This is a genomic window from Niastella populi (assembly GCF_002078015.1).
Lineage (GTDB): Bacteria > Bacteroidota > Bacteroidia > Chitinophagales > Chitinophagaceae > Niastella > Niastella populi.
Genome location: NZ_LWBP01000134.1, coordinates 125,410 through 146,974, shown reverse-complemented (window position 1 = coordinate 146,974; position 21,565 = coordinate 125,410). Strand labels below are relative to the sequence as shown.

The following is a 21,565-nucleotide window of genomic DNA, read 5'->3' as shown; positions in this document are numbered from 1 at the left end:
TGGCCTCCCCCGACCCCCTCCGGGGAGGGGGAGAAAATATGATTTTATTTACGCTATTATAAACCTGTCTGCATCTTTCAAAAAGGGCAATTTGTTTCTCACCTCTTCCAGTGAATCTTTTTGCAGGGTAGTGGTAAACACATCTTCATCATTGGCCTTGGTATATATAACTGTTCCCATTGCATCGACGATCATACTATCACCGCTGTGATAAATGTCATTGCCATCATTCCCTACGCGGTTCACGCCTACCACATAACACTGGTTTTCGATGGCCCTTGCCTGCAACAGCGTTTTCCAGGCATGGTTGCGCCGTTCGGGCCAGTTGGCAACATATATCAACACATCGTATTCGGGCCCCTGTTCAATTACTGAAGATCCTGTTTCCTGTGGCGGCGGTACCGGCTGGTCGTGCGCCTCCATTTCTGAAGCTACCAGGTCGGCCAGGGACGATACCGTTGGTTTTTGCCTGCTCCATACCGGAAAACGCAGGTCGTAACAAACCAGCAGGTTGATCTTCCAGCCCTTTACAGAAGCGATCAGTCGTTTATGGCCGGGTGTATAGTGCCGGTCTTCCCGGCCGTAGCCAAACAAATGCCGTTTATCGTAATAGCCGTATTGCCCGTTAGGCAACATCCATACCAGGCGATTATAGTAATTGCCTTCCTCTTCAATGATCAAACTGCCGGTAAGGATGATCCTTCTTTCGGCCGACAATTTTTTCATCCAGCTTATGGCAGGACCATCCATTTTTTCGGCCAGTTTTTCTGCCTGCATACTGAAACCGGTAGTGAACATCTCGGGAAGTATTACCACTTCCGTTCGCTGTTGCAGGCCCCTGATCTTTTCTTCGAACATTTGCAGGTTGGCGGTTTTGTCTTCCCAATGCAAATTGCTTTGTATGGTGGTAATGGTAAGTGTCGACATGTGAATAATTAGTGTACCAAAGGTAATAATTGTGCATTTCGCCTGCGTTATGCTATTTTGTAATTTTAATATTTTTAAAACTATGAGAAGCGCAAGCGTTCACGAACTAAAACAGGAATTATTACAGATGCCGGCCGCCGAATTAACCGAATTGTGCCTGCGGCTGGCAAAATATAAAAAGGAAAATAAGGAACTGCTGACCTACCTCATGTTTGAAGCGCACGATGAACAGGGTTTTATTCAAAGTATAAAGAAAGAAGTGGATGAACAATTTGAGCAGATCAACCAAAGCAATTTGTACTATGTTAAAAAAACATTGCGCAAAATACTCAGGAACGTAAACAAACACATCAGGTACAGCGGTTCTTCACAGGTAACCGTTGAGCTGCTGATCTATTTCTGCAAATCGATACGGCAAATGGGTATCCCCATTGAAAAGAATACGATCATTGCCAACCTGTACAAGGGCCAGTTGGAGAAAATAAACAAAACGGTGCTCAGCCTGCATGAAGACCTTCAACACGATTATTCAAGGGAAGTGGCATCGCTTGCTTTGTAATGCCTTGCATTAGAAAGGTATAAGTACATTCACCAGTCATTAACAAATTCTTCTGTTTTTGCATACAACTAATAATTCCCATACGTTATCTTATAGATAGAATTGTTTTTTGGCATGTAGCATCCAAAAACGGGTGTGGTGCGTAATTTGTATAATAACTCATGTAATGTTACTACAATGAACATTTCAATCAGGCCGGAAGAACCGGACGACATAGATGAGATCTATGAATTAAACAGATTGGTTTTTGGGCAAGACACTGAAGCCAGGCTGGTTGATCACATTCGCCAGGGCCCCAATTTTATTCCTCAGCTTTCACTGGTGGCTTACTCAGATGAGAAATTAATCGGATATATTTTATTTTCGAAGATCGCAATTACAAATGGCGATTTCAAATACGAAAGTTTGGGAGTGACCTCTATGGTTGTGCATCCTGAATTTCGAAAAAGAGGAGTAGGCGCTAAACTGCTTACCGTTGGTTTACAAAAAGCTACCGGGCTCGATTATGCCGATGTTTTTGTTTTAGGGCATGAATTCTACTTTCCAAAATTTGGTTTTTTACCTGCTGCCCGCTGGAATATAAGACCACCGTTCGAGGTGCCTGCCGAAGTGTTTATGGCATTGGAACTAATCCCCAACGCATTAAAAAATGTGTCGGGGATCGTTGAATTTCCTATCGAGTTCTCAGTTATATAAAAGCTTCTTCGTTTCACTCCTACAATTTATACCGAACCGCCAGGCCGTGTGATAAACCGGTGAAAGGCGTTATAGAAAGATTCGGGTTTTTGATAATTCTTGTTTTGTGCAATTTAGGTACCAGTATGCCGGTTAATGTTCCCTGTGCCAGACCTAAAACTACGTCTGAAGGGAAATGCAATCCGCCGCGGTACCGCCAGTATGCGGTTGCGCCGGTAGCTGCGCCTGCCAAACCATACCATACCCATTTCGCTTTCGAATGTGGGTGATAATCGGCCCATACCTGGGCAAAGAAGAAAGTTGAGGTGGCAACCAGTGCTACGTGCCCGGCAAAAAATGAATTCTTTCCGCCGCCCCGGGTACGATAATCCAAAGGTGTTTCTTCATGCCATACATATGGCCGGTAGCGGTTGGTGAAGTAAGTTGAACCCGTATACAACAAGCCGGTTACCGACATAGCTTCGAGGTATAAGAACGACAGCTTGGCAATGTCCTTTCTCATTTTCTTATCGAACAGGAAAAATATCGGCACTGGCATGGAACCATAGAATGGCAAATAACTGATATTATCTACCTTCTCATTATAAGGCCGTATGGCCCAGCGGTCAAAGCCGGGTATATTATTCCTGTCTAATGCAAGAATAGTTTCAGCATCTGATGGGTCCTTACTGTAAATTTTCGTAAAGGCGTATAACGACCATAATGTTCCCGTAGCGGTCACCGGTATATCGGCGCCCCAGTTCAATTTATACACCTCTTTGTCTTCGGGTTGCTCTATTTTTTCCGGCTGTTGAAAGGACAATGTATCGCGAGTCAGAATTGCAGTATCGGTTTGTGCATGTACTGATGCGAATACAAGAAGGACAGCCGGAACAACTACATATAACTTCTTCATTGCTATCCTTTTGTATGAATAATATGCTTGTATACATACAGTTTTGCAATCCCTATGCCATGGGCATAGTGGGGAATTACAGGTAAAGCAACGAGCGGGGAATAATGCAGGTGAAGACAACCAGTCAATGATCCCGGATAGTCTGTTTGGATGTGATCGCAATAGTGCAGACCATCCGGGAATCAGTGTATATAACGCCGGTTATTTTTTTTCTTCCGGCGGCGGTTCGTCAGTGAAGTATTGCTTTTCGGTTAGCGAGTATACCAGTTCAGCTACCAGTGCCGTCCAACCGGTTTGGTGGCTGGCGCCAAGCCCTGCGCCGGTTTCGCCATGAAAATATTCATAGAACAAAATGAGATCGGCATTTTCAGAGCGCTGATAGAACCAGCTATAGGCGCCATGTGCAGGCCGCTTGCCATGCTGGTTTGGCTGAAACAAAGTGATCAGTCGCCGTGTCAATTCTTCGGCTACCTGTACCAGGTTCATCTTATTTCCTGAACCTATTGGGCATTCAACTTCCAGCTCATTACCATAGAACTCACCAAAGTGGCGGATCGATTGAATGATGATATAGTTGATAGGCATCCACAACGGGCCGCGCCAGTTCGAATTGCCTCCAAACATATCTGAAGTGGAATCGCCGGGTTCATATTGGATCTTATATTCGATACCGCGAATGTTCACCGAGAAGGGGTTTTGCTCATGGTACTTCGATAAAGCGCGTATACCCCAGGTTGATAGGAACTGCGTTTCATCGAGCAGGCGCTGCAGCAGGAACACTACCCTTTCTTTTGGCACCAGCGATAACAGGATCGTTTTGCCATCGCTTCTTTCTTCGTTGGGCCAGAACTTATTATTTTTCTTCCGGTAGTTCTCGAACCAGGTAATGCGTTTTCTGAAATCATCGAGTTTATCCAACATGCGCTTTTCGATGGTCGATACCGCAAAAAGCGAGGTTAGCCCTACTATTGAGAAAATGCGTAAATGCAATGGTTCAGAACCGGCGATCGACAACGTATCATAGAAGAATTTATCTTCGTGGTTCCACATACCCTGTTCGTTCAACGCTTCCGCTATCATTACAAAGTGCTCGAAGAATTTGGTAGCCGTATCTTCGAATGAATTGTCGTGCATGGCGATTTCAAGCGCCATATCCATCATATTCAAAGCATACATCCCCATCCAGCTGGTGCCGTCGGCCTGCTCAAGTTCCATATCATTATGCACAAGATGGCTGCGGTTGAAAACCCCGATATTATCGAGACCGAGGAAGCCGCCCTGGAACATGTTGTTGCCATTGGAGTCTTTCCGGTTTATCCACCAGGTAAAATTGATGATGAGCTTCTGGAAAATGCGTTTCAGGAACGGGATATCACCCTTGCCCGTTTGTTTCTTTTCAATCCGGTACACTTCCATAGCGGCCCAGGCCTGCACGGGCGGGTTAACATCACTGAAGTTCCATTCATACGCCGGCAGCTGCCCATCGGGTTTCATATACCATTCGCGCATGATGAGTGTGAGCTGGTGCTTGGCAAATACCGGGTCTACCATTGCCATGGGAATACACTGGAATGCGAGGTCCCATGCTGCATACCAGGGATATTCCCATTTGTCGGGCATGCAAATGATGTCCTGGTTCTTCAGGTGCTTCCAGTCGTGGTTGCGTCCCGTTTGCCGGGCAGCACTAACCGGTGAGATCTGGTCGCTGGTAGTGAGCCAGCGTTCTATATCGAAATGATAATACTGTTTGCTCCATAACAGACCGGCAAGTGCTCTGCGCGAGATCTTCGCCAGCCCGGGTGTTTTTGTATTCTGCAGTACTTTTGCATAAAAGGCGTCGGCCTCTTCCCTGCGCAGTTTAAAGATATCTTCGAAGCCATGCTGAAATGGCGTTTCTATGATCTTGTTGCTTAAGCGCAGATATATATTTTCTGACCGGCCGCCCTGAATGCGGAACTTATAAACAGGCGCAAACTTTGTTCCCGATTTCTTCTGGCGCAGCGCCGCAATATTTTCTCCTTTAATAATGGCTTCGTGAAAAGCATCTTTGGTAAAAGGAGATAAATTGGGTTTACCGTTCACTTTCTCGAAATTGGTTTCGTTCTCGGTGAACAGGCAATCGCGCGGCGGTTGAAAATATAAATAATATGTGCCCAGGCGATGGTGGGTAGCTTTCACCGATGTTTTATCGCGCCAGGCAATGGCCGGCTTTTTCTTCGATGCATCATGGCTCCAGCGATTGTAAAACCATAGCGTAGGCAATACCGTTATCTCGGCCGATTTGGTATGATGGTTATGAATATTGATCCGAATGCAAATGTCGCGCGAGTTTTGTTTGGCGTAGGTAACGTTTACATCGAAATATTCATTGTTATTGAATATGCCTGTATCGAGGATTTCATATTCGGGCTCGGTTCTGGAGCGTTGTCTGTTGGCCGCCAACAGTTCGTCGTATGGAAATTTCTGTTGCGGGTATTTATACAAATACTCCATGTAGTAATGCGTAGGCAAATTGTCGAGGTAGTAATACAGTTCTTTTACATCCTCACCATGGTTGCCTTCATAATTGCCGAGGCCAAACAGTCTTTCTTTCAAAATAGCGTCCTTTCCATTCCATACAGTGACGGCGAAACACAGGTTCTGAAAAAAATCAGAAATACCTGCTATTCCATCTTCTCCCCAGCGATAGGCGCGATAGCGGGCCTGGTCGTGGGTAAAATAATTCCAGGCATCGCCGTTCGAGCTAAAGTCTTCCCTAACTGTTCCCCATTGGCGTTCGCTTAAATACGGTCCCCATTGTTCCAAAGGAATTTTCCTCGTGGAATTAACCGCAAGTCGTTGATGTTCTGCACTCATGTTCCGTTTTTCTTCTGCTTTTAAAATAATCAATGCGCTGGCAAGCGACCGGCGGTAAGCATCAATTAATAGTTATCGGATTTATCCCATGATGAAGTTACTGTATTAGATACATTTAATAAAAGATTAGCCCCCAGTTTATGGCCGGAATTAAATAAAATATAATGGCGGAAGCAGGGTTTACAGGTAAGCCACAATACAATAAATCCATTATTTGCCCTGGCCCTTATCCATATTCAAAAAGGGTTTCATCATATCTATGGGCACAGGGAATATAGTGGTTGAATTATTTTCCGTTGCAATCTCTCTTAATGTTTGCAGATATCTCAATGTTAGCGCACTGGGCTGATCGCTGAGAATACGGGCTGCATCGGCCAGGCGTTGCGATGCCTGGAATTCACCTTCTGCAGCAATTACCTTCGACCTGCGTTCGCGTTCTGCTTCAGCCTGTTTGGCCATTGCGCGCTGCATTTCCTGGGGCAGATCTATTTGTTTTACTTCTACATTCGAAACCTTTATACCCCATGGCTCTGTATGGGTATCGATGATCTGTTGCAATTTCTGATTTATCTTTTCGCGTTGCGACAACAGGTCATCCAGTTCAGACTGACCCAATACACTTCTCAATGTCGTTTGCGAAAACTGTGAAGTGGCCATTAAAAAATTCTCTACTTCAACAATGGCCCTTTGCGGTTGTATTACCCTGAAGTATACTACTGCATTCACCTTTATTGAAACGTTATCTTCTGTTATTATATCCTGCGGCGGTACATCCATTACCACAGTGCGCAAACTTACTTTTACCATTTTATCAATAACAGGTATAAGCAGGATGAGCCCGGGACCACGTACAGATACAAGTCGTCCTAACCTGAAAACAACGCCGCGTTCGTACTCCCGCAAAATGCGAATGGCGCTGCTTAGCACAAAAATGAGAAATAGCACTATGACAATAAGCGAAGCCGAAATTGGTAATGTTTCCATATAAAATGTTTAAGCTGATGGTTCGTTATACGGTTCTACCTGAAGGGTGAAATTCAGGAACCCGGTTACTACCACTTTTTTTCCTTCGGGAATTAGGCCCGACCGAGAAATGGCTTTCCATATTTCTCCATGCATTCGCACAGTGCCGCCGGGGTTCAACTCACTTAACGACAGGCCAATTTCACCGATCATTGCCTCGAGCCCAACGGCCGGTTTTGCCTTTTGTGCTTTCAAACCCATTCCTATTACATACAGGAAGAAAAGAGAACTTACTGCTACCGCTGTTATGATCACCGTCCAGGAAAGATTTGCCACTGCCCACGTGCCATCTGTTCTTATAAGCATCATGGAACCCAGCAATAATGAAATAACACCGCCAATGCCCAGCAATCCGTGACTCACAATTTTTATTTCGAGCAGGAACAGTATTACGCCAAATACTATGAGGGCCAAACCAGCATAGTTTACCGGCAATGTATGCATGGTGTACAACGCAAGTATCATACATATGCCGCCAATGATACCGGGGAAAATAGCGCCCGGACTGTACAACTCAAAAATGAGCCCGTACAAACCCAGCAGAAATAAGATGTATGCTACATTGGGATCACTGAGAATATTCAACATCTTTTCGCCCCAACCCATGTCAATCGATTTTATGGTTGCGCTCTTTGTATTCAATACAACGGTGCCGGTACTAACGGTAACCTGTTTGCCATGGATGTTCGTCAATAACTCATTTTCACTGGATGCTATCAGGTCGATGACATTATTTTCAAGCGCTTCCGATTCGGTAAGGGAAACGCTGTTGCGAACTGCCTGTGCACCCCATTCGGCATTGCGCCCGCGTTTGGCTGCAATTGATTTAATAAATGCAGTGGCATCATTGGTAGCTTTCGCGCTCATGATGGTATCCATTTGTCCCTGCGAACTAACCGGGTGCGCTGCGCCAATATTGGTGCCGGGCGCCATGGCGGCAATATGTGCGGCCATGGTGATGAATACACCTGCCGAACCGGCATGCGCTCCGCCGGGTGATACATATACAACTACCGGTACCGGCGATTCAAGTATATCACCTACAATAACACGGGTGCTTTTCAGCAAACCGCCGGGTGTATTCAAACGGATCAATAAACAGGTTGCGCGTTCGGCCTGCGCTGTTTCAATTGCACGATGAATAAAGTCGGCAGTAGCCGGATTTATGGTAGCATCTAATTTTATTGAAATTATTTTCTGCGCATGCAATGGCCGGGCAATAGCCAATAACAGAATGAAGTATAGTAGTATGCGCCTCATAACATTCAAATAGCTTTATCGCGGGTGAAGCAGCAGATGCCTGCTTAATCAGTTTTATACAAACGGGCGGGAAACAGATCAAGATCCGGTTTTCGCAGATACCTCTATCTGTAATTTACTAAAATTGGGTGGGAACAGCAAAAGAAAAGCTTAAGGCTTAACGCTGCTTTCCAAAATGGGTTCTTCCCAAATAGACCTGACGGCCTGAAAACAGGGTTTTGTATTCAGCGAATTAACGCTAACCGCCTGCCTTCTGCAATATCTTCATTTCGAAATGAACATAACAGCCCCGGCATTCGGTATTCAGCGTTCAGCGTTTTGCGTTAAGCCTTCAGGTTTATAATAACCAACCGAGCAGTAAACATAACAATACAATAAAAGGGGAGGGGATCTTCGAAAAACTAAGCAGCAGCCAGGTGCCGGCAATAACCGCTATATTGATTATACTAACGGTATGAAAACCGATAAACGAAATATCGCGCATCATATATATGGTACCGGCTACCATTATACCAACCACTACGGCATTGATGCCTTCGAGCGCCCGGTATACAATTACATAACGTTGCAGGTTATGCCAGATGGGAAAGAAGAAAAGTACAAGTAAAGCGCTTGGTAAGAAAATAGCAACTGATCCTATAAGGCAACCGAGTAATTGCCAGCCGGTTCCTTTATCTTTCATGGCCATGCCACCCATAAAAGAAGAAATAGAAAAAACGGGACCGGGTATGGCTCTTACAATACCGGCGCCGGTATAAAAATCATCGCGCTCGATATTGATAACATTTTCTTTTTTATTCAGGTTCTTGCGAATAACCACAGGCGATTTCGGGCGCTCAACATATTGCTCGTACATCATAGGAATGAGCACCTGCCCGCCGCCGAAGACCAGACTGCCAAAGCGATAGGTATTTTCGAAAAGGTTGAGCGGTCGACGGTTCGGCCAGTCATTTTTTCTGGCCAGTTCACTCACGATACCAGCGGTTAAAAATATAAAAGCGAATAACCAGATGTTTGCCCATTTTATTTTTTTAACGGGCTGCGCTTTTTCGGGAATGCGTTTATCGCTGAGGTTGGTAACAAAACCACCTACTACAAGCAAAATGGGAAAGACCCATGGCGACTTGAACAGGAAATAAGTAGTGATGGTGCTCACCATCATTATTATTCTGGTAATATTATTATGGATGGCCAGTTTGAACGACCTGGTTGCGGCAAATGCGAGAAAGCCCACGGCCATGGGTTGAATAAATTTAAATGCCCCTTCACTCATTGCCTTGCTGTCGAAGAATTCAAGCAGAAAAGAAAAGGCGCCCATTAATATACAGGCCGGGGCGATCCAGATGCCAAGGGTTAAAATGGCCAGCGGAATGCCGCCCCGTTTATAACCGATCAATGTTAATACCTGGGTAGAAGAAGCGCCGGGCAGCAGTTGGCAGAAAGCATTATACTCGAGCAATTCCTGTTCGGTAACATCGCGCCGCCGATGAACGAATGTTTTCATCACCATACCAAAATGGCCTTGCGGTCCGCCAAAGGCAGAAACGCTATGAATAAAGACCGCTTTCAAAAAAGGTATGTGGCGCAGAATTATCATTCCCAATTTTTCAAAACCCCGAAAGGCACAAGTTATACAAAGTTGCGATAGGTCAGACGACTTATAAGGATGGTTTCCAGCGCGAACGGGGTTCAAAATAATTCCAGCACAGGGCGGATAGCCGCCGGGTAAGTACCCAGGCCTCATTTGAGTTGTCCCAGCTTTGATCCTGCAGATTTTTTGTTTGAACTGAAAATATGTACGGACCACCCGGAGCCATTACCAACAGGATCTCACTACGCGATGCATTTACACAGCCATTTTTCGATGCCACAAATATGTACGGTGGAATTTCCGCGATGGCCTGTTCATCGTTAAAATTTCTTCCCAGCAGGCGGATCATTTTTTCGCCGGCCTTTTTGCTGATGATTTCGCCGCGGTATATTTTCTCCATCAGCGTTCCCATTTCGCGGGGCGTGGTTTGTCCCCACCCATACTGTTGGCGGTTCGCTTCGCGGCCCGGCGTTCTCGAATTAACCCGGGTAAATTTCATTCCCGCCGAATCGAGGAGCTCGTTTATGCGTGTTCCGGTTCCCGCCAAACTTTGCAGCCAAAGGCTGGCGGTATTGTCGCTGGTGGTAAGCATTAGCATCAGCACTTTATGCAGTCCTATTTTTTCGCCGCTTTTGAATGAACCCAGAATATCCTCACCCGCATATAATAAAGAATCTTTGTATTCGAGTTGCTGATGATATTCCAGTTGGCCACTTTCCATTTTATCCTGAATGCCTATCAATATGGGAACTTTTACCATACTGGCGGTTGGAAAAATTGAATCGGCATTCACCATGGCTACTTTTCCCGTGCGCAAATTTTTTATATATACGCCAATATCGCCATGAAGGTCTTTTACCAGCGCTTCGATTTGTTGCTGCAACCGGTGATCGGTTTTTTGGGCGGAAACAGAACAGGCAGTAAATATCAGGAATAAAATTAATGTATATATTTTCATAATATGATTAGGTTCTGACTATTTCTTCCTGTCTTCATTGGGGGCGGATATTTATTGACGCGATGGCAAAGATTGAAAACATTGGGCAACCGGTTGTTGATGTTGGTCAGCTGTAATAATGAACCACTTCGTTTCGTATGTTCGTTATAGATAGTAACGATTCTGCTGTATTTCTTCCAATACTTTGTCTGGCACCAGGTAGCGAATAGATTTTCCCTGCCTGATGCAATTACGAATATGCGTGGCAGAAATCTGCAGCAACGGCGCATCGAGTATGGTTATGGTTCCTTCCTTAAAATTATTGACGACATCATGGCCCGGGCGGCGGTAAACGAAAATAGGATAGTGGTGCAGAATGAATTCATAATTTTTCCATTTGGCCAGATTTTCAAAACTGTCGCTTCCCATAATGATTGCGAACTGGTGTGTGGGATATTTTTCCTGCAAATAGGCCAGGGTATTTACCGTATAGGAAGGCTGCGGCAGTTTGAATTCAATATCGCTGGCTTTCAATTTCGGCTCTGCTTCAACGGCAAGCTGCACCAGGTTAAAGCGATTGTAGGCACTTAGTAAACTCGCCGATTGTTTGAATGGATTTTGAGGTGATACAACCAGCCATATTTGATCCAGATCTGAGTTCTGTAACATATAATTGGCAATGATCAAATGGCCATGATGAATAGGATTGAATGACCCGAAATACAGTCCGACTTTCATTTGATAATTAATTTCCCGCTTTTAAAGTTCCTGAATAGATCACGCTGTTGGCGACATTTATTATTCTGCAAAGAAACAGAATTCAGGGGGAAGGATTCAGGTAGAAAATTGAGACTGATTTATACTGAAACCGGGTCAACAAAAATATCCCTGCCCAGTTTGCATTGTATTTCCTCAAGCTTGTAAAATGGCATGGGGTATTCAGCAGGTAAGCAGATTTACCAGGTGAGCGTAGATCCGTAATTCGCTGGAATGGCATATAGCTTTTACCTTTTGCGCCGGCTATTATTGCATCGGCTGCATTCAAAGAAGAATTGTTTCATTACTATCCTTCGCCGGTTCAAAACTCAATTGTATTTCCTGGTGAAATTGCTGCTTCTTAAAATAACTCTGCCGTACATGTTTAAAACTACACGGCAGCAGTTCGTAACCGTTCCATCAAACTTTGTGCGCTTTTTCTTTTACTTCGTGACTTGCAGTTTAAAGTTCGTGACTTTCTGTTTATTGTTCGTGATCTCCGAATATAAGTTACTTACAATGGTTCATTGCTCAGCGACAATGGTGCATTGCTCAGCAACTTTGAGTTATTGCTCCGTGACTTTGGTAAGTAAGTTGATGACTTTTGAGTAAAAGTCATGAAGTTATACCCTGTAGTTTCAGACCTATAGCAGGAAAGCACATACTTATGCCGTGAAGTCGCTTACCTGTTCAGGGAAGTCACCTACTTACGTACTGTAGTCACGAAACAACACGGTTGTGTAAGCAACTTTTTTGTTTCACAACTTATATAATTGAAAATGTAGCTTAACAGTTAATATTTCAACGATGACTTCAACCCACACTTCGAACGCATAAATAATGTATACAGGCAGGAACCCGGGATGTTGCTGTCAATTCGTATTTAACGAGAAGTTTTTCAGAAAAGGATGGCAAAAAAAGAACTGGGAGCTACTAAGCAGCTCCCAGTTCTTCTACAAATATGTTGTCGGCTTCATTCAAACGCAGGCTGAGATTATAACCAGCTACAGTTATTGAGATGGGATCGCCCAGGGGGGCAACCTGCTCTACCTTAACCAACTCTCCCGGTACGCAACCCATTTCCATTAGTTTAAGAAACAGGTCGTTGTTTTCAAAAGAAAGTATCCGGGCAACGGTTCCTGTTCCTATTTCTGATAATCGTTTCATAATTCAATAGTCAACAAATGTAGCTTTGTATTAATTAATACTTGTTACGAATTTCGAAAAATGCAAAAGAATAACACTACTGCCCCTATTTACTTCCATTTTATGTTACCCGTTTCATTTTCCCAGCGCACCCTGGTAAAAGAGGTGATCAGGGATCTTTTTAAAAAGGAGAAGACAAAACTGGAACAACTTCAATACATATTCTGTTCAGATGATTATCTGTTGGAGATAAATAAACAGCATCTGCAACATAACTATTACACCGACATCATAACCTTCGACCTTTCTGAAAAATCCAATGCTGTTATTGGAGAAATATACATAAGTGTTGACCGGGTAAAGGAAAATGCCCGCAATTATTCCGCGTCTTTTAAACAGGAACTCTTACGCGTCATCTTTCATGGAGCCTTACATCTCTGTGGGCATAAAGACAAGACCGAAAAAGATCAGGTTCTTATGAGAAAGGCTGAGGATAAATATCTACAGTACTTCTTATCAAAAGTCAAATAGGCTGGTTCCACGTGGAACAAAAAGAAGAGAAGGTGGTTTCAAGAACTGCCCAGGTTTGGACAATTATAAGGGAGTGCCTTCCTTCTTTAGGTTAATTCAAATTCGGCCGCTTATTGTGTCAACAGGAGGTAGGCCAGACTCATCATAGACAGCAGTATTATAATAGGTCCTTAGACCTATAACCATCCTGGAAAAAGCCTCTCACGAATATCCAACAATCATCTTCCAAAGTAAACTTTCAAACCCTTCCATAAGTCGCAATTAGATAAATCAACGAGTCGAACCTGTCTTAAATACTAGCGCCTCCCTGTTTAAGAACCCTTAATCACCTTCCAAGATAAACTTTCAAACCTTCCATAAGCCGCAATTAGATAAATCCACGAGTCGAACCTGTCTCAAATACTAGCGCTTCCCTGTTTAAGAACCCTCATATAGTCTCCTTTGCCTTGACCTAAACATAAGAATCTTCCTCTTTTATCAGGCTTCATGCCGCGGGATTGCACTTAAGGATACTATCCAGGTCGCGACACAGATTTCCACCGAACACCATTAAACAACAGTTACCTCCATCTACCTATACGTTTATCAATAGAATCGGAAAGTATCTACCATGCATGTGTTATGTTGCAGATAATGTTAATGAATTCCGGATAGCTGATGCCTACCCAACCAGATCATTACACCGCAACCTAACAAGAAAAGAGGGCAGGTCTGGTCAATATTATATACCCGATATACATTAATAGGTTCACTTTTCACCGTAATAATGCTTGAAAGAAAGGTACCAGGGACGCTACCTGGCAATACACCTCACACTAGAGCGAATGAAATGTAATTCCCGGCAAGCGTATTACTCTAAACAAATACAAATTGCACTCCGACTTATATACAGAAGAGAATATGGGAATACCGTAGCACCGGAAGGTCGGCTATAGCGTATGGAAACTCCATTATATACCAACCATCAAACAGAGCCTCTAGAGCATGAGCCACAACAAGTCAATAAACTGGAACCATTGGAATAAGATAGATCTTCAGGGAAAAGGATGGATAATATAGAAGGGATAAATCAATTAATAGACTCAAAGAAGAATGTATGATATACCCACCACGACTAAATAAACCAAACAGAGAAATTTAAACTATCCAATAGGCCAGCCCTCAACCCTGATTTAATTCATATGAAACTCCTAAGATTCTCTTATAAATTAAGATCGAAGAAGAAGTTCGCCTATAGTCAGCCTGAAACCATCAAAGTTCCACGTGGAACACAGAGGCAATAGTCAATAAACGAGCAAACAGGGTAAAGGGAAAATAATAAAAAGCACTAATAATTTACAAGATGAGACGCGCAGCGTATTGCGCTTCTTTCCCGCTTGAAAGAGGTTAGCCATAGGTATCGAAGCGCATTCTCAACCAGGAAGAGGCTTTAAGTTCAGGCATTTTTTGATAAACGTATATTAATGATCAATCCCAGCCACACTATTTAAGGCCTTAAGGGTGGGAACATAACAGATGCCTACCATCAGAATAAAGCCACCATAAGAACCCTTAATAATAAGCCGGATGGAAAAAATACCGGACCATAATCCACCGAAAAAGGAGAGGAGTTAGGCATAGTGAAGTATACAGGTTTACGGCATCGACCCAAACGGGCATGAAAAAGGATAACAAGCAGGTAGTCTGGAGTAAAGACATCGTTGAAAACAAGAGTTAATTGAAAGAAGAATCACTTCAGACTAAACAGATAAGAAGAACTCAACAAGCTATCTATCGGCATAGAAAAGCCTGTGGACCAGAAGCGCCTATTAATAAAAGAATGTTCCGGATCCTTACCTATCAGAAATACCTTCGAAATCACCACATTACTTCATAACACACACTAATACCATAAGTAATCCTCAAAAGGTGAGGGGAAGCCCTTAAATCCAGGAAAAAAACATCCCGAGTAACGTAAAGAACTAAAACGCCCTCAGCACCTAAATGAAGTTTAAAATAAAAGAGCGCTGTCAAAGGTGGAAGAAGCATTGTTTCAGCCCTTCATTCTATTCTCCAATTGAAACTTCAAGGAGAGAGTACCCCAGTAAATTCAACAATCAGCAGGATGAAGCATAGACAACACCGGCCTTATTATACTGAATAATGGCAAGCAGTGCAGGAAAGGGTAGAAAAAGGGGTGTTTCAGCCAGCCTACCTAATCTCAAACTGAAGCCTCGGGGAGGATCTATACCCTTTAAACATAACACTCAACAGGATAAAGCAAATACAACACCCGGAAAACATTGCCTTATACTACGGAATAAAGGAAAAGCATTCCAGGAAACGGTGGAAAAAGCGTTGTTTCAGCTATACTCTCCCTCCAAACTGAAACTTCGAGGAGTGACTAAAACTTATATCCATAACAAGATGAAGCATAGACTAAACCGAAAAACCCAGGGCTTGTTCTAAAGAAGAAAAGAACGTTTTTAAACTCTTCCAAACCTACCAGGTACTCCCTCTCAACAAAACCACCTACAGCACCCTACGAATGAGTAACATAACATGTTCCGCCAGCCAATCAGAGAAAACCTCGATAGACCCAATGAGAAGAAGCACCTCAAAGAGGAAACACTATAAGGCGCCCATCACTTCAATCTTCCCATTCAACTCAATTTCAGATAAACATGAATGTTCCCCTACATATTGAAAATCCTCCCGGGAATATAAGAACCACACATATAGACAACAGCACAAGAAAAACGAAAAACAAATGATATGATCCAGGTACTAAAGCAGTGACCTGATAAGGGAAGCAAAAAGATGAAGTCTCAAGATCCAAATGACATCCCACCAACAACATCAAAAACATAAAGAACGCAAGAGGGGGGTTGAACAGAGAATAACGGCATGCAAAAGGATTATCTGTCAAAACCTAAAGCAGTACCACAATGGAAAGGACCCAGACAGGCAAAACATACACGAGTAACGGCCGGCAAAAAAAGTCCAGGGAACTACAAGTACAAATGAAGAAGCAGCCCATCTTTTCAGTTCGAACAGGTTCGGCTGATAGAACAGAAAAGAAGTCTTCTCTGAACCAGACCTTTGAACCTGCAGCATTCAACTCTCGGTATATGTGGTTGTTCACATATACTACTTCAACCTAAAGTACACCGTAAATCAAAACCTCGGGTATAATAATTCAGGCAGGCAGGCTTATTTCCCCGTGGAAAGTAGTACCAAATAAAAATGGGCTTACAGCATAGCTGGTATATCTTATCCCTTTCGCGCTTCATAAAATTCACCCAAAACACCTGTTACTACTCCTTATTTACCCTTATCCGTTTCTTTCTCTTTTTACCCCTTGACGGCCATCATGTAATTTTGCAACATGTTTCCAGAATACGATATAATAGTAGTAGGGGCAGGTCATGCCGGTTGTGAAGCAGCCGCGGCAGCCGCCAACCTTGGTTCCAAAGTTCTATTGATAACAATGAACATGCAAACCATCGCCCAAATGAGCTGCAACCCGGCCATGGGTGGTATAGCTAAAGGACAAATAGTTCGCGAAATAGATGCCATGGGCGGATACTCCGGAATAGTCACCGATATAAGTATGATCCAGTTTCGCATGCTGAACCTGTCTAAAGGTCCGGCTATGTGGAGCCCCCGTGCCCAAAACGACCGCATGTTGTTTGCCGCCACCTGGCGCGAAATGCTGGAGAAAACACCGAACATAGATTTCTACCAGGATATGGTTCGCTCACTCGTCATAAAAGATGGCCGGGCCTGCGGGGTTGTCACTGGCCTGGGTCATGAAATAAAATCAAAAGCTGTTGTTATCACCAGCGGCACCTTCCTGAACGGTATCATTCATATTGGTGAAAAACAATTCGGCGGTGGCCGCGTAGCTGAAAAAGCTGCCACCGGTATTACCGAACAACTGGTTGAATACGGCTTTGAAAGCGATCGCCTGAAAACCGGAACGCCACCCCGTATTGATGGCCGGAGCCTCGACTATAGTAAAATGGAAGAACAAAAAGGAGACAACGAAGTAGTTGGCTTCTCATTTACCGATACAAAAAAACCTACTGAACAACGCAGCTGCTGGATCACCTATACCAGTCAGAAGGTTCACGATATTCTCAAAACGGGTTTTGACAGGAGTCCTATGTATGCCGGTAGGATAGAAGGCACCGGTCCCAGATACTGCCCGAGCATTGAAGACAAGATCAACCGTTTTGCCGAACGAGAAAGACACCAACTTTTTGTTGAACCCGAAGGCTGGAACACTGTAGAGATCTATGTAAATGGCTTCTCCACTTCTCTGCCCGAAGAAGTTCAGATCGCAGCCCTACGCCAGGTGGCCGGCTTTGAAAACGTTCGCGTTTTCCGTCCCGGTTATGCTATAGAATATGATTACTTTCCACCAACCCAGCTCAACCATTCACTGGAAACAAAACTCATCAGCAACTTATTCTTCGCCGGACAAATCAATGGAACTACCGGTTATGAAGAAGCTGCCTGCCAGGGGTTGATGGCCGGCATCAATGCCCATCAAAAAGCAAAAGAACTGGATGCCGTTATTCTGAAAAGAAGCGACGCCTATATCGGTGTGCTTATCGATGATCTCATAAGCAAAGGAACCGAAGAACCCTATCGCATGTTTACCAGTCGCGCCGAGTTTAGAACAATCCTTCGCCAGGATAATGCAGACATTCGCCTTACTGAATTAAGCTATCGGCTCGGACTTGCTTCGCAGGAACGAATGGATAAAGTGATCAGTAAAAAAGATGGCGTTGGAAAAATAAAAAATATTCTGAAAGAGCTCCCACTTGAGCCGGCTGAAGCCGATGGATTCCTTGCAGAAAATAATTCCGCACCGCTGCCTCAAAAACAGAAAGCCATCCAGCTGCTGCTGCGCCCGAACATTACACTTGAATCGATGATCGCCGGTTTGCCAAAAGTGCGGCAGGCAATAAACGGATTCACAGACGAAATAATAGAACAGGCAGATATTCAGATTAAATATAATGTATACATAGAAAAGGAAAGAGAACTGGTAAAACGAATGAATCAGCTCGAAGATCTGCTGATACCAGAAAATTTTGATTACGACAGAATTTTGTCCCTGTCAGCTGAAGCAATGCAAAAATTCAAAAAAATAAAACCGCGTACACTGGGCCAGGCAAGCAGGATCAGCGGTGTTAATCCCAGCGATGTTCAAATACTAATGGTGTATATGGGCCGATAACTTGTTACCCAAATTAGCAGAGATCTTTTGTCGCTTCCTTCTTCTAAAGATCTCTGCTAAACCGGGAATATCGCTATTCTTCAATTGTAGTCTGTGCGTGTCACCAAAAAATTCAAAGAGATAAAGAAACGGTATAAAATGAACCGTCAATAAAAAGTGAAGAAAATACCGGTTATACCTGAGAATAGGGAAGAGGTTCCAAAAATACTCTTCGGATGTTCGACACCGTATTTGCATATTTCGGATCAGAAGATACTCTCTTCCAGTCGGCATCAGCGCCAAAGGCCGCCCAGTTCTTATCGCGTTCTTCCATATTCTTAAACGTGATCATATACGTTAAACAGGGAAGATTTGCACCTGCAATCGCTTCGCCAAAAAAGACGGGAGTCAGTTTCGTCTTATAGAAAATAGGAAATTCTTCTTCATTGAACATTTTCACTTTCCTTGTTACAGCATCCTCATTATAACCCTCATATGTTCTCAATTCAAAAATGCGCGGTTCTTTGGCCGGAACTTTTACGACTGGAAATCCTTCGAACGCCAATAACAAAGAAGTAGTGATTCGGTTATACACCGGCTTGTCTGCAGGCACTTTGTTCCAGGCTTCGCTGCTTTTTAAATAAGCATCATCTTTCTTAAGATTCGTATTGATAGTGAGATATTCTTCGAACGACGGGTAAGCGATCAGTAAATAAATTTTAGGCGGCTCCGATTTCCCTATCTCTTTGAAAACACCAACCGTTTTAACCCCATGTTTATTCAATGCCGGAATAAGTGCTTTCTCAAAATATTCATGCAATGTGTCCTGACTGCCCCGAAACCGTATTTCATATTCGCGCCATTCGTACAGTTCCTTCTTCACCGCTTTATCTGCACCGGCAAATGCAGATTGACCAAGTAGCAAAGCGGTTGAAGTCATTGCTGCATTTTCAATAAATTTTCTTCTTTTCATATGACAAGGTGTTAAGTGGCTATTCGAAAATGATCAGATCGACAATCTCTTCAAGAAATCGTTTATCGGTTTCATCGAATGCAGCAAGCTCCGCACTATCCACATCGAGCACACCCATCACTTTGTTTCCGCGAATGATTGGCACAACGATCTCTGACCGCGATCTGCTGCTGCAGGCAATGTGACCTGGAAATTTTTCAACGTCGGATACGATGATCGTTTCCGCTTTCTCCCAACTGGTTCCGCAAACGCCTTTCCCTTTTTTGATACGTGTACAGGCAACCGGTCCCTGAAACGGGGCCAGCACTAACTGGTTTTCCTTCACCAGGTAAAACCCTACCCATAACCAGGTGAACTGTTCGAACAATGCCGCTACGATGTTAGCCAGGTTGGCAACCACATCGGGTTCGCCTTCAACCAATGCTTTTATTTGGGGAATAACTGACTGGTACTTTTCTTCTTTTGTGCCCTGCACAATGCTCAGATCTTCTGCCATGGAGCAAATATAGTTTTATTGATAATTCAACAAAACTCCGCTCATCTAAAACAGCTTCCCTAACAGGCATTGTGTTGAAATAGAGCCTTATTCATAGGTTATCCACAGATTTTTCCACATAACAATAACCTATTCCCTTCATAATCAACACCAACTTGCCTCAAAAGCAAGATGGCAGTCTGCAACTGAGGATTTCAACCCTTCAACTGAAAACTGCCAACCGGGCTATGTTAATCTGGAAAATGAAAGCGTTTTTTGCCTACAAACCATATTGGGCGCTGATCTCGAGCATACGATCAATTGGTTTCTTAGCGGCTTTACGCAATTCTTCGTCCATCTGAATTTCAGGTGTTTCGTATTCCATGCACAGGTACAGCTTTTCCAGGGTATTCAGCTTCATGTGTGGACAATCATTGCAGGCGCAGCTGTTATTCGGTGGCGCCGGAATAAAAGTTTTGTTGGGTGATGATTTTTGCATCTGGTGCAAAATGCCTGTTTCGGTAGCAACGATGAATTCAGTGGCTTCGTTTTGCTGGGTGTATTTCAGCAAACCAGTTGTTGACCCAATGTAATCGGCCAGGCGAAGAACCGCTTCCTCACATTCGGGGTGGGCGATGAACCGCGCGTTGGGGTGACGGGTCTTCAGCTTAGTGATCTTTTCGAGGCTAAAGATCTCGTGAACCATACACGCACCATTCCACAACACCATATCGCGGCCGGTTTTCTTCACCAGGTAGGCGCCCAGGTTTTTGTCGGGCGCAAAAATGATCTTTTGATCGCGGGGCACACTTTCAACGATCTTTTGCGCATTGCTCGAAGTAACGATGATGTCGCTCAGCGCTTTGATGTCGGCGGTACAGTTGATGTACGAGATCACGATATGATCTGGATATTTTTCCTTGAATTTTCTGAACTGGTCGGCCGGCGCACTGTCGGCCAGCGAACACCCTGCATTGAGATCGGGCAACAGCACTTTTTTGTTCGGATTCAGGATCTTGGCAGTTTCAGCCATAAAATGCACCCCGGCAAAAACAATGATGTCGGCATCGGTATTTTGGGCCTTTTGCGCCAAACCCAAACTATCCCCAATGTAATCGGCCACATCCTGAATATCGGGCTCCTGGTAGTAGTGCGCGAGCAGGATGGCGTTTTTTTCTTTTTTCAATCTTTCAATCTCATGAAACAGATCGAGCGTTGGATCAATTTCAATGTCGAGGAACCCGGCCTTCATCACATTTTTTTTTGCTGCAGCAAGGTGGATATCTTCCATAGTATTTATATTAATTCTATTTTATTATAAAATACCTATTATTATTACGGCTGTGAATTCGTGGATAAAATGAAAGCCGTGAAATTTGGTAAAGTTACAACAACCTGGTTATCCACGGTTTTCCACTTTCTTTCAACAATAAACAATCGTGCAGTGGCTTAGGTTTTAGGTAGTTTTCCACGCCGGTGGATTAAAAACGACCGGGAAAAATAGAACGATGTTAGCACATAAAAAGTCTGTTAGATGGATGTTGAATAACTAAGGGTTTGTACCCACCGGGTGGTAGGGAAAACTATTCACCAGAACTTATCGGCCAACTATCCACGGAAAGCGAAGTGCAAAAACCGGGGTTATCCACAGGTTTTCGGGGTTATACAGTATCCCCTGTTTGTAGTGTTTTCACGGTACTGTTCCACGATAGGTGTGCCACACTTAATTTT

16 protein-coding genes are annotated in these 21,565 nt (G+C 43.8%); 4 read left to right on the top strand and 12 right to left on the bottom strand.

What is annotated here, in order from left to right; genetic code table 11:
• Window positions 1-48: 48 nt before the first annotated feature.
• Window positions 49-927: a nitrilase family protein gene (locus tag A4R26_RS12920; RefSeq protein ID WP_081164185.1), complete on the bottom strand. Its 879-nt coding sequence runs from the start codon at window positions 925-927 to the stop codon at window positions 49-51.
• Window positions 928-1,009: 82 nt separating this feature from the next.
• Between A4R26_RS12920 and A4R26_RS12915 the strand changes: the two genes are divergently transcribed.
• Together A4R26_RS12915 and A4R26_RS12910 are read left to right on the top strand one after the other, a co-directional pair.
• Entirely contained in the window at window positions 1,010-1,486 is a 477-nt protein-coding gene (locus A4R26_RS12915) for a hypothetical protein (protein ID WP_081164184.1), read from the top strand.
• Window positions 1,487-1,663: 177 nt separating this feature from the next.
• Window positions 1,664-2,182 carry a GNAT family N-acetyltransferase gene (locus tag A4R26_RS12910; RefSeq protein ID WP_081164183.1) on the top strand — a complete coding sequence of 173 codons (519 nt, stop codon included), beginning with the start codon at window positions 1,664-1,666 and terminating at the stop codon, window positions 2,180-2,182.
• A gap of 19 nt (window positions 2,183-2,201) precedes the next feature.
• Here A4R26_RS12910 and A4R26_RS12905 read toward each other — a convergent pair whose 3' ends face one another.
• From A4R26_RS12905 to A4R26_RS12870, 8 genes are all read right to left on the bottom strand, one after another.
• Complete coding sequence (locus tag A4R26_RS12905) at window positions 2,202-3,077, bottom strand: phosphatase PAP2 family protein (protein WP_081164182.1); 876 nt, start codon at window positions 3,075-3,077, stop codon at window positions 2,202-2,204.
• A gap of 201 nt (window positions 3,078-3,278) precedes the next feature.
• The gene (locus tag A4R26_RS12900; protein ID WP_081164181.1) at window positions 3,279-5,933 is read right to left on the bottom strand and encodes an MGH1-like glycoside hydrolase domain-containing protein; all 2,655 of its coding nucleotides are present in this window, start codon (window positions 5,931-5,933) and stop codon (window positions 3,279-3,281) included.
• Between the two features lie 210 nt (window positions 5,934-6,143).
• A complete protein-coding gene (locus A4R26_RS12895) occupies window positions 6,144-6,917 on the bottom strand; it encodes a slipin family protein (RefSeq protein ID WP_081164180.1) in 774 nt (257 codons plus the stop codon).
• 9 nt (window positions 6,918-6,926) lie between these two features.
• Window positions 6,927-8,216 (bottom strand): NfeD family protein, encoded by a 1,290-nt coding sequence (locus A4R26_RS12890; protein WP_081164179.1) that lies wholly within the window; start codon window positions 8,214-8,216, stop codon window positions 6,927-6,929.
• Between the two features lie 337 nt (window positions 8,217-8,553).
• Window positions 8,554-9,813 (bottom strand): chromate transporter, encoded by a 1,260-nt coding sequence (locus A4R26_RS12885; RefSeq protein ID WP_081164178.1) that lies wholly within the window; start codon window positions 9,811-9,813, stop codon window positions 8,554-8,556.
• Between the two features lie 61 nt (window positions 9,814-9,874).
• Complete coding sequence (locus tag A4R26_RS12880; protein ID WP_081164177.1) at window positions 9,875-10,765, bottom strand: serine hydrolase; 891 nt, start codon at window positions 10,763-10,765, stop codon at window positions 9,875-9,877.
• Between the two features lie 144 nt (window positions 10,766-10,909).
• Window positions 10,910-11,482: a nicotinate (nicotinamide) nucleotide adenylyltransferase gene (gene nadD / locus A4R26_RS12875; RefSeq protein WP_081164176.1), complete on the bottom strand. Its 573-nt coding sequence runs from the start codon at window positions 11,480-11,482 to the stop codon at window positions 10,910-10,912.
• Window positions 11,483-12,433: 951 nt separating this feature from the next.
• Window positions 12,434-12,667 (bottom strand): FeoA family protein, encoded by a 234-nt coding sequence (locus A4R26_RS12870; RefSeq protein ID WP_081164175.1) that lies wholly within the window; start codon window positions 12,665-12,667, stop codon window positions 12,434-12,436.
• Between the two features lie 60 nt (window positions 12,668-12,727).
• Here A4R26_RS12870 and ybeY point away from each other — a divergent pair, with 60 nt between their 5' ends.
• The gene (gene ybeY / locus A4R26_RS12865; protein ID WP_081164174.1) at window positions 12,728-13,177 is read left to right on the top strand and encodes an rRNA maturation RNase YbeY; all 450 of its coding nucleotides are present in this window, start codon (window positions 12,728-12,730) and stop codon (window positions 13,175-13,177) included.
• A 3,367-nt stretch (window positions 13,178-16,544) separates the two neighbouring features.
• Window positions 16,545-18,407, top strand: coding sequence for a tRNA uridine-5-carboxymethylaminomethyl(34) synthesis enzyme MnmG (mnmG, locus tag A4R26_RS12850; protein WP_081164171.1), 1,863 nt, complete (start codon window positions 16,545-16,547; stop codon window positions 18,405-18,407).
• 172 nt (window positions 18,408-18,579) lie between these two features.
• Here the strand turns inward: mnmG and A4R26_RS12845 are convergent, their stop codons facing one another.
• From A4R26_RS12845 to nadA, 3 genes are all read right to left on the bottom strand, one after another.
• Window positions 18,580-19,359 (bottom strand): NIPSNAP family protein, encoded by a 780-nt coding sequence (locus A4R26_RS12845; protein ID WP_081164170.1) that lies wholly within the window; start codon window positions 19,357-19,359, stop codon window positions 18,580-18,582.
• A 19-nt stretch (window positions 19,360-19,378) separates the two neighbouring features.
• Window positions 19,379-19,855, bottom strand: coding sequence for a free L-methionine (R)-S-oxide reductase MsrC (locus A4R26_RS12840; protein WP_081164169.1), 477 nt, complete (start codon window positions 19,853-19,855; stop codon window positions 19,379-19,381).
• Window positions 19,856-20,114: 259 nt separating this feature from the next.
• The gene (gene nadA, locus A4R26_RS12835; RefSeq protein ID WP_081164168.1) at window positions 20,115-21,125 is read right to left on the bottom strand and encodes a quinolinate synthase NadA; all 1,011 of its coding nucleotides are present in this window, start codon (window positions 21,123-21,125) and stop codon (window positions 20,115-20,117) included.
• Between the last annotated feature and the right edge of the window lie 440 nt (window positions 21,126-21,565).

What these genes read in the sequence shown, in the direction of transcription:
- A4R26_RS12885 (WP_081164178.1), bottom strand. Translation starts at nt 9,813, where the DNA reads ATGATAATTCTGCGCCACATACCTTTTTTGAAAGCGGTCTTTATTCAT.
- A4R26_RS12920 (WP_081164185.1), bottom strand. Translation starts at nt 927, where the DNA reads ATGTCGACACTTACCATTACCACCATACAAAGCAATTTGCATTGGGAA.
- A4R26_RS12845 (WP_081164170.1), bottom strand. Translation starts at nt 19,359, where the DNA reads ATGAAAAGAAGAAAATTTATTGAAAATGCAGCAATGACTTCAACCGCT.
- A4R26_RS12900 (WP_081164181.1), bottom strand. Translation starts at nt 5,933, where the DNA reads ATGAGTGCAGAACATCAACGACTTGCGGTTAATTCCACGAGGAAAATT.
- A4R26_RS12870 (WP_081164175.1), bottom strand. Translation starts at nt 12,667, where the DNA reads ATGAAACGATTATCAGAAATAGGAACAGGAACCGTTGCCCGGATACTT.
- A4R26_RS12915 (WP_081164184.1), top strand. Translation starts at nt 1,010, where the DNA reads ATGAGAAGCGCAAGCGTTCACGAACTAAAACAGGAATTATTACAGATG.
- A4R26_RS12905 (WP_081164182.1), bottom strand. Translation starts at nt 3,077, where the DNA reads ATGAAGAAGTTATATGTAGTTGTTCCGGCTGTCCTTCTTGTATTCGCA.
- A4R26_RS12895 (WP_081164180.1), bottom strand. Translation starts at nt 6,917, where the DNA reads ATGGAAACATTACCAATTTCGGCTTCGCTTATTGTCATAGTGCTATTT.
- A4R26_RS12890 (WP_081164179.1), bottom strand. Translation starts at nt 8,216, where the DNA reads ATGAGGCGCATACTACTATACTTCATTCTGTTATTGGCTATTGCCCGG.
- mnmG (WP_081164171.1), top strand. Translation starts at nt 16,545, where the DNA reads ATGTTTCCAGAATACGATATAATAGTAGTAGGGGCAGGTCATGCCGGT.
- nadA (WP_081164168.1), bottom strand. Translation starts at nt 21,125, where the DNA reads ATGGAAGATATCCACCTTGCTGCAGCAAAAAAAAATGTGATGAAGGCC.
- ybeY (WP_081164174.1), top strand. Translation starts at nt 12,728, where the DNA reads ATGCAAAAGAATAACACTACTGCCCCTATTTACTTCCATTTTATGTTA.
- A4R26_RS12880 (WP_081164177.1), bottom strand. Translation starts at nt 10,765, where the DNA reads ATGAAAATATATACATTAATTTTATTCCTGATATTTACTGCCTGTTCT.
- A4R26_RS12910 (WP_081164183.1), top strand. Translation starts at nt 1,664, where the DNA reads ATGAACATTTCAATCAGGCCGGAAGAACCGGACGACATAGATGAGATC.
- A4R26_RS12840 (WP_081164169.1), bottom strand. Translation starts at nt 19,855, where the DNA reads ATGGCAGAAGATCTGAGCATTGTGCAGGGCACAAAAGAAGAAAAGTAC.
- nadD (WP_081164176.1), bottom strand. Translation starts at nt 11,482, where the DNA reads ATGAAAGTCGGACTGTATTTCGGGTCATTCAATCCTATTCATCATGGC.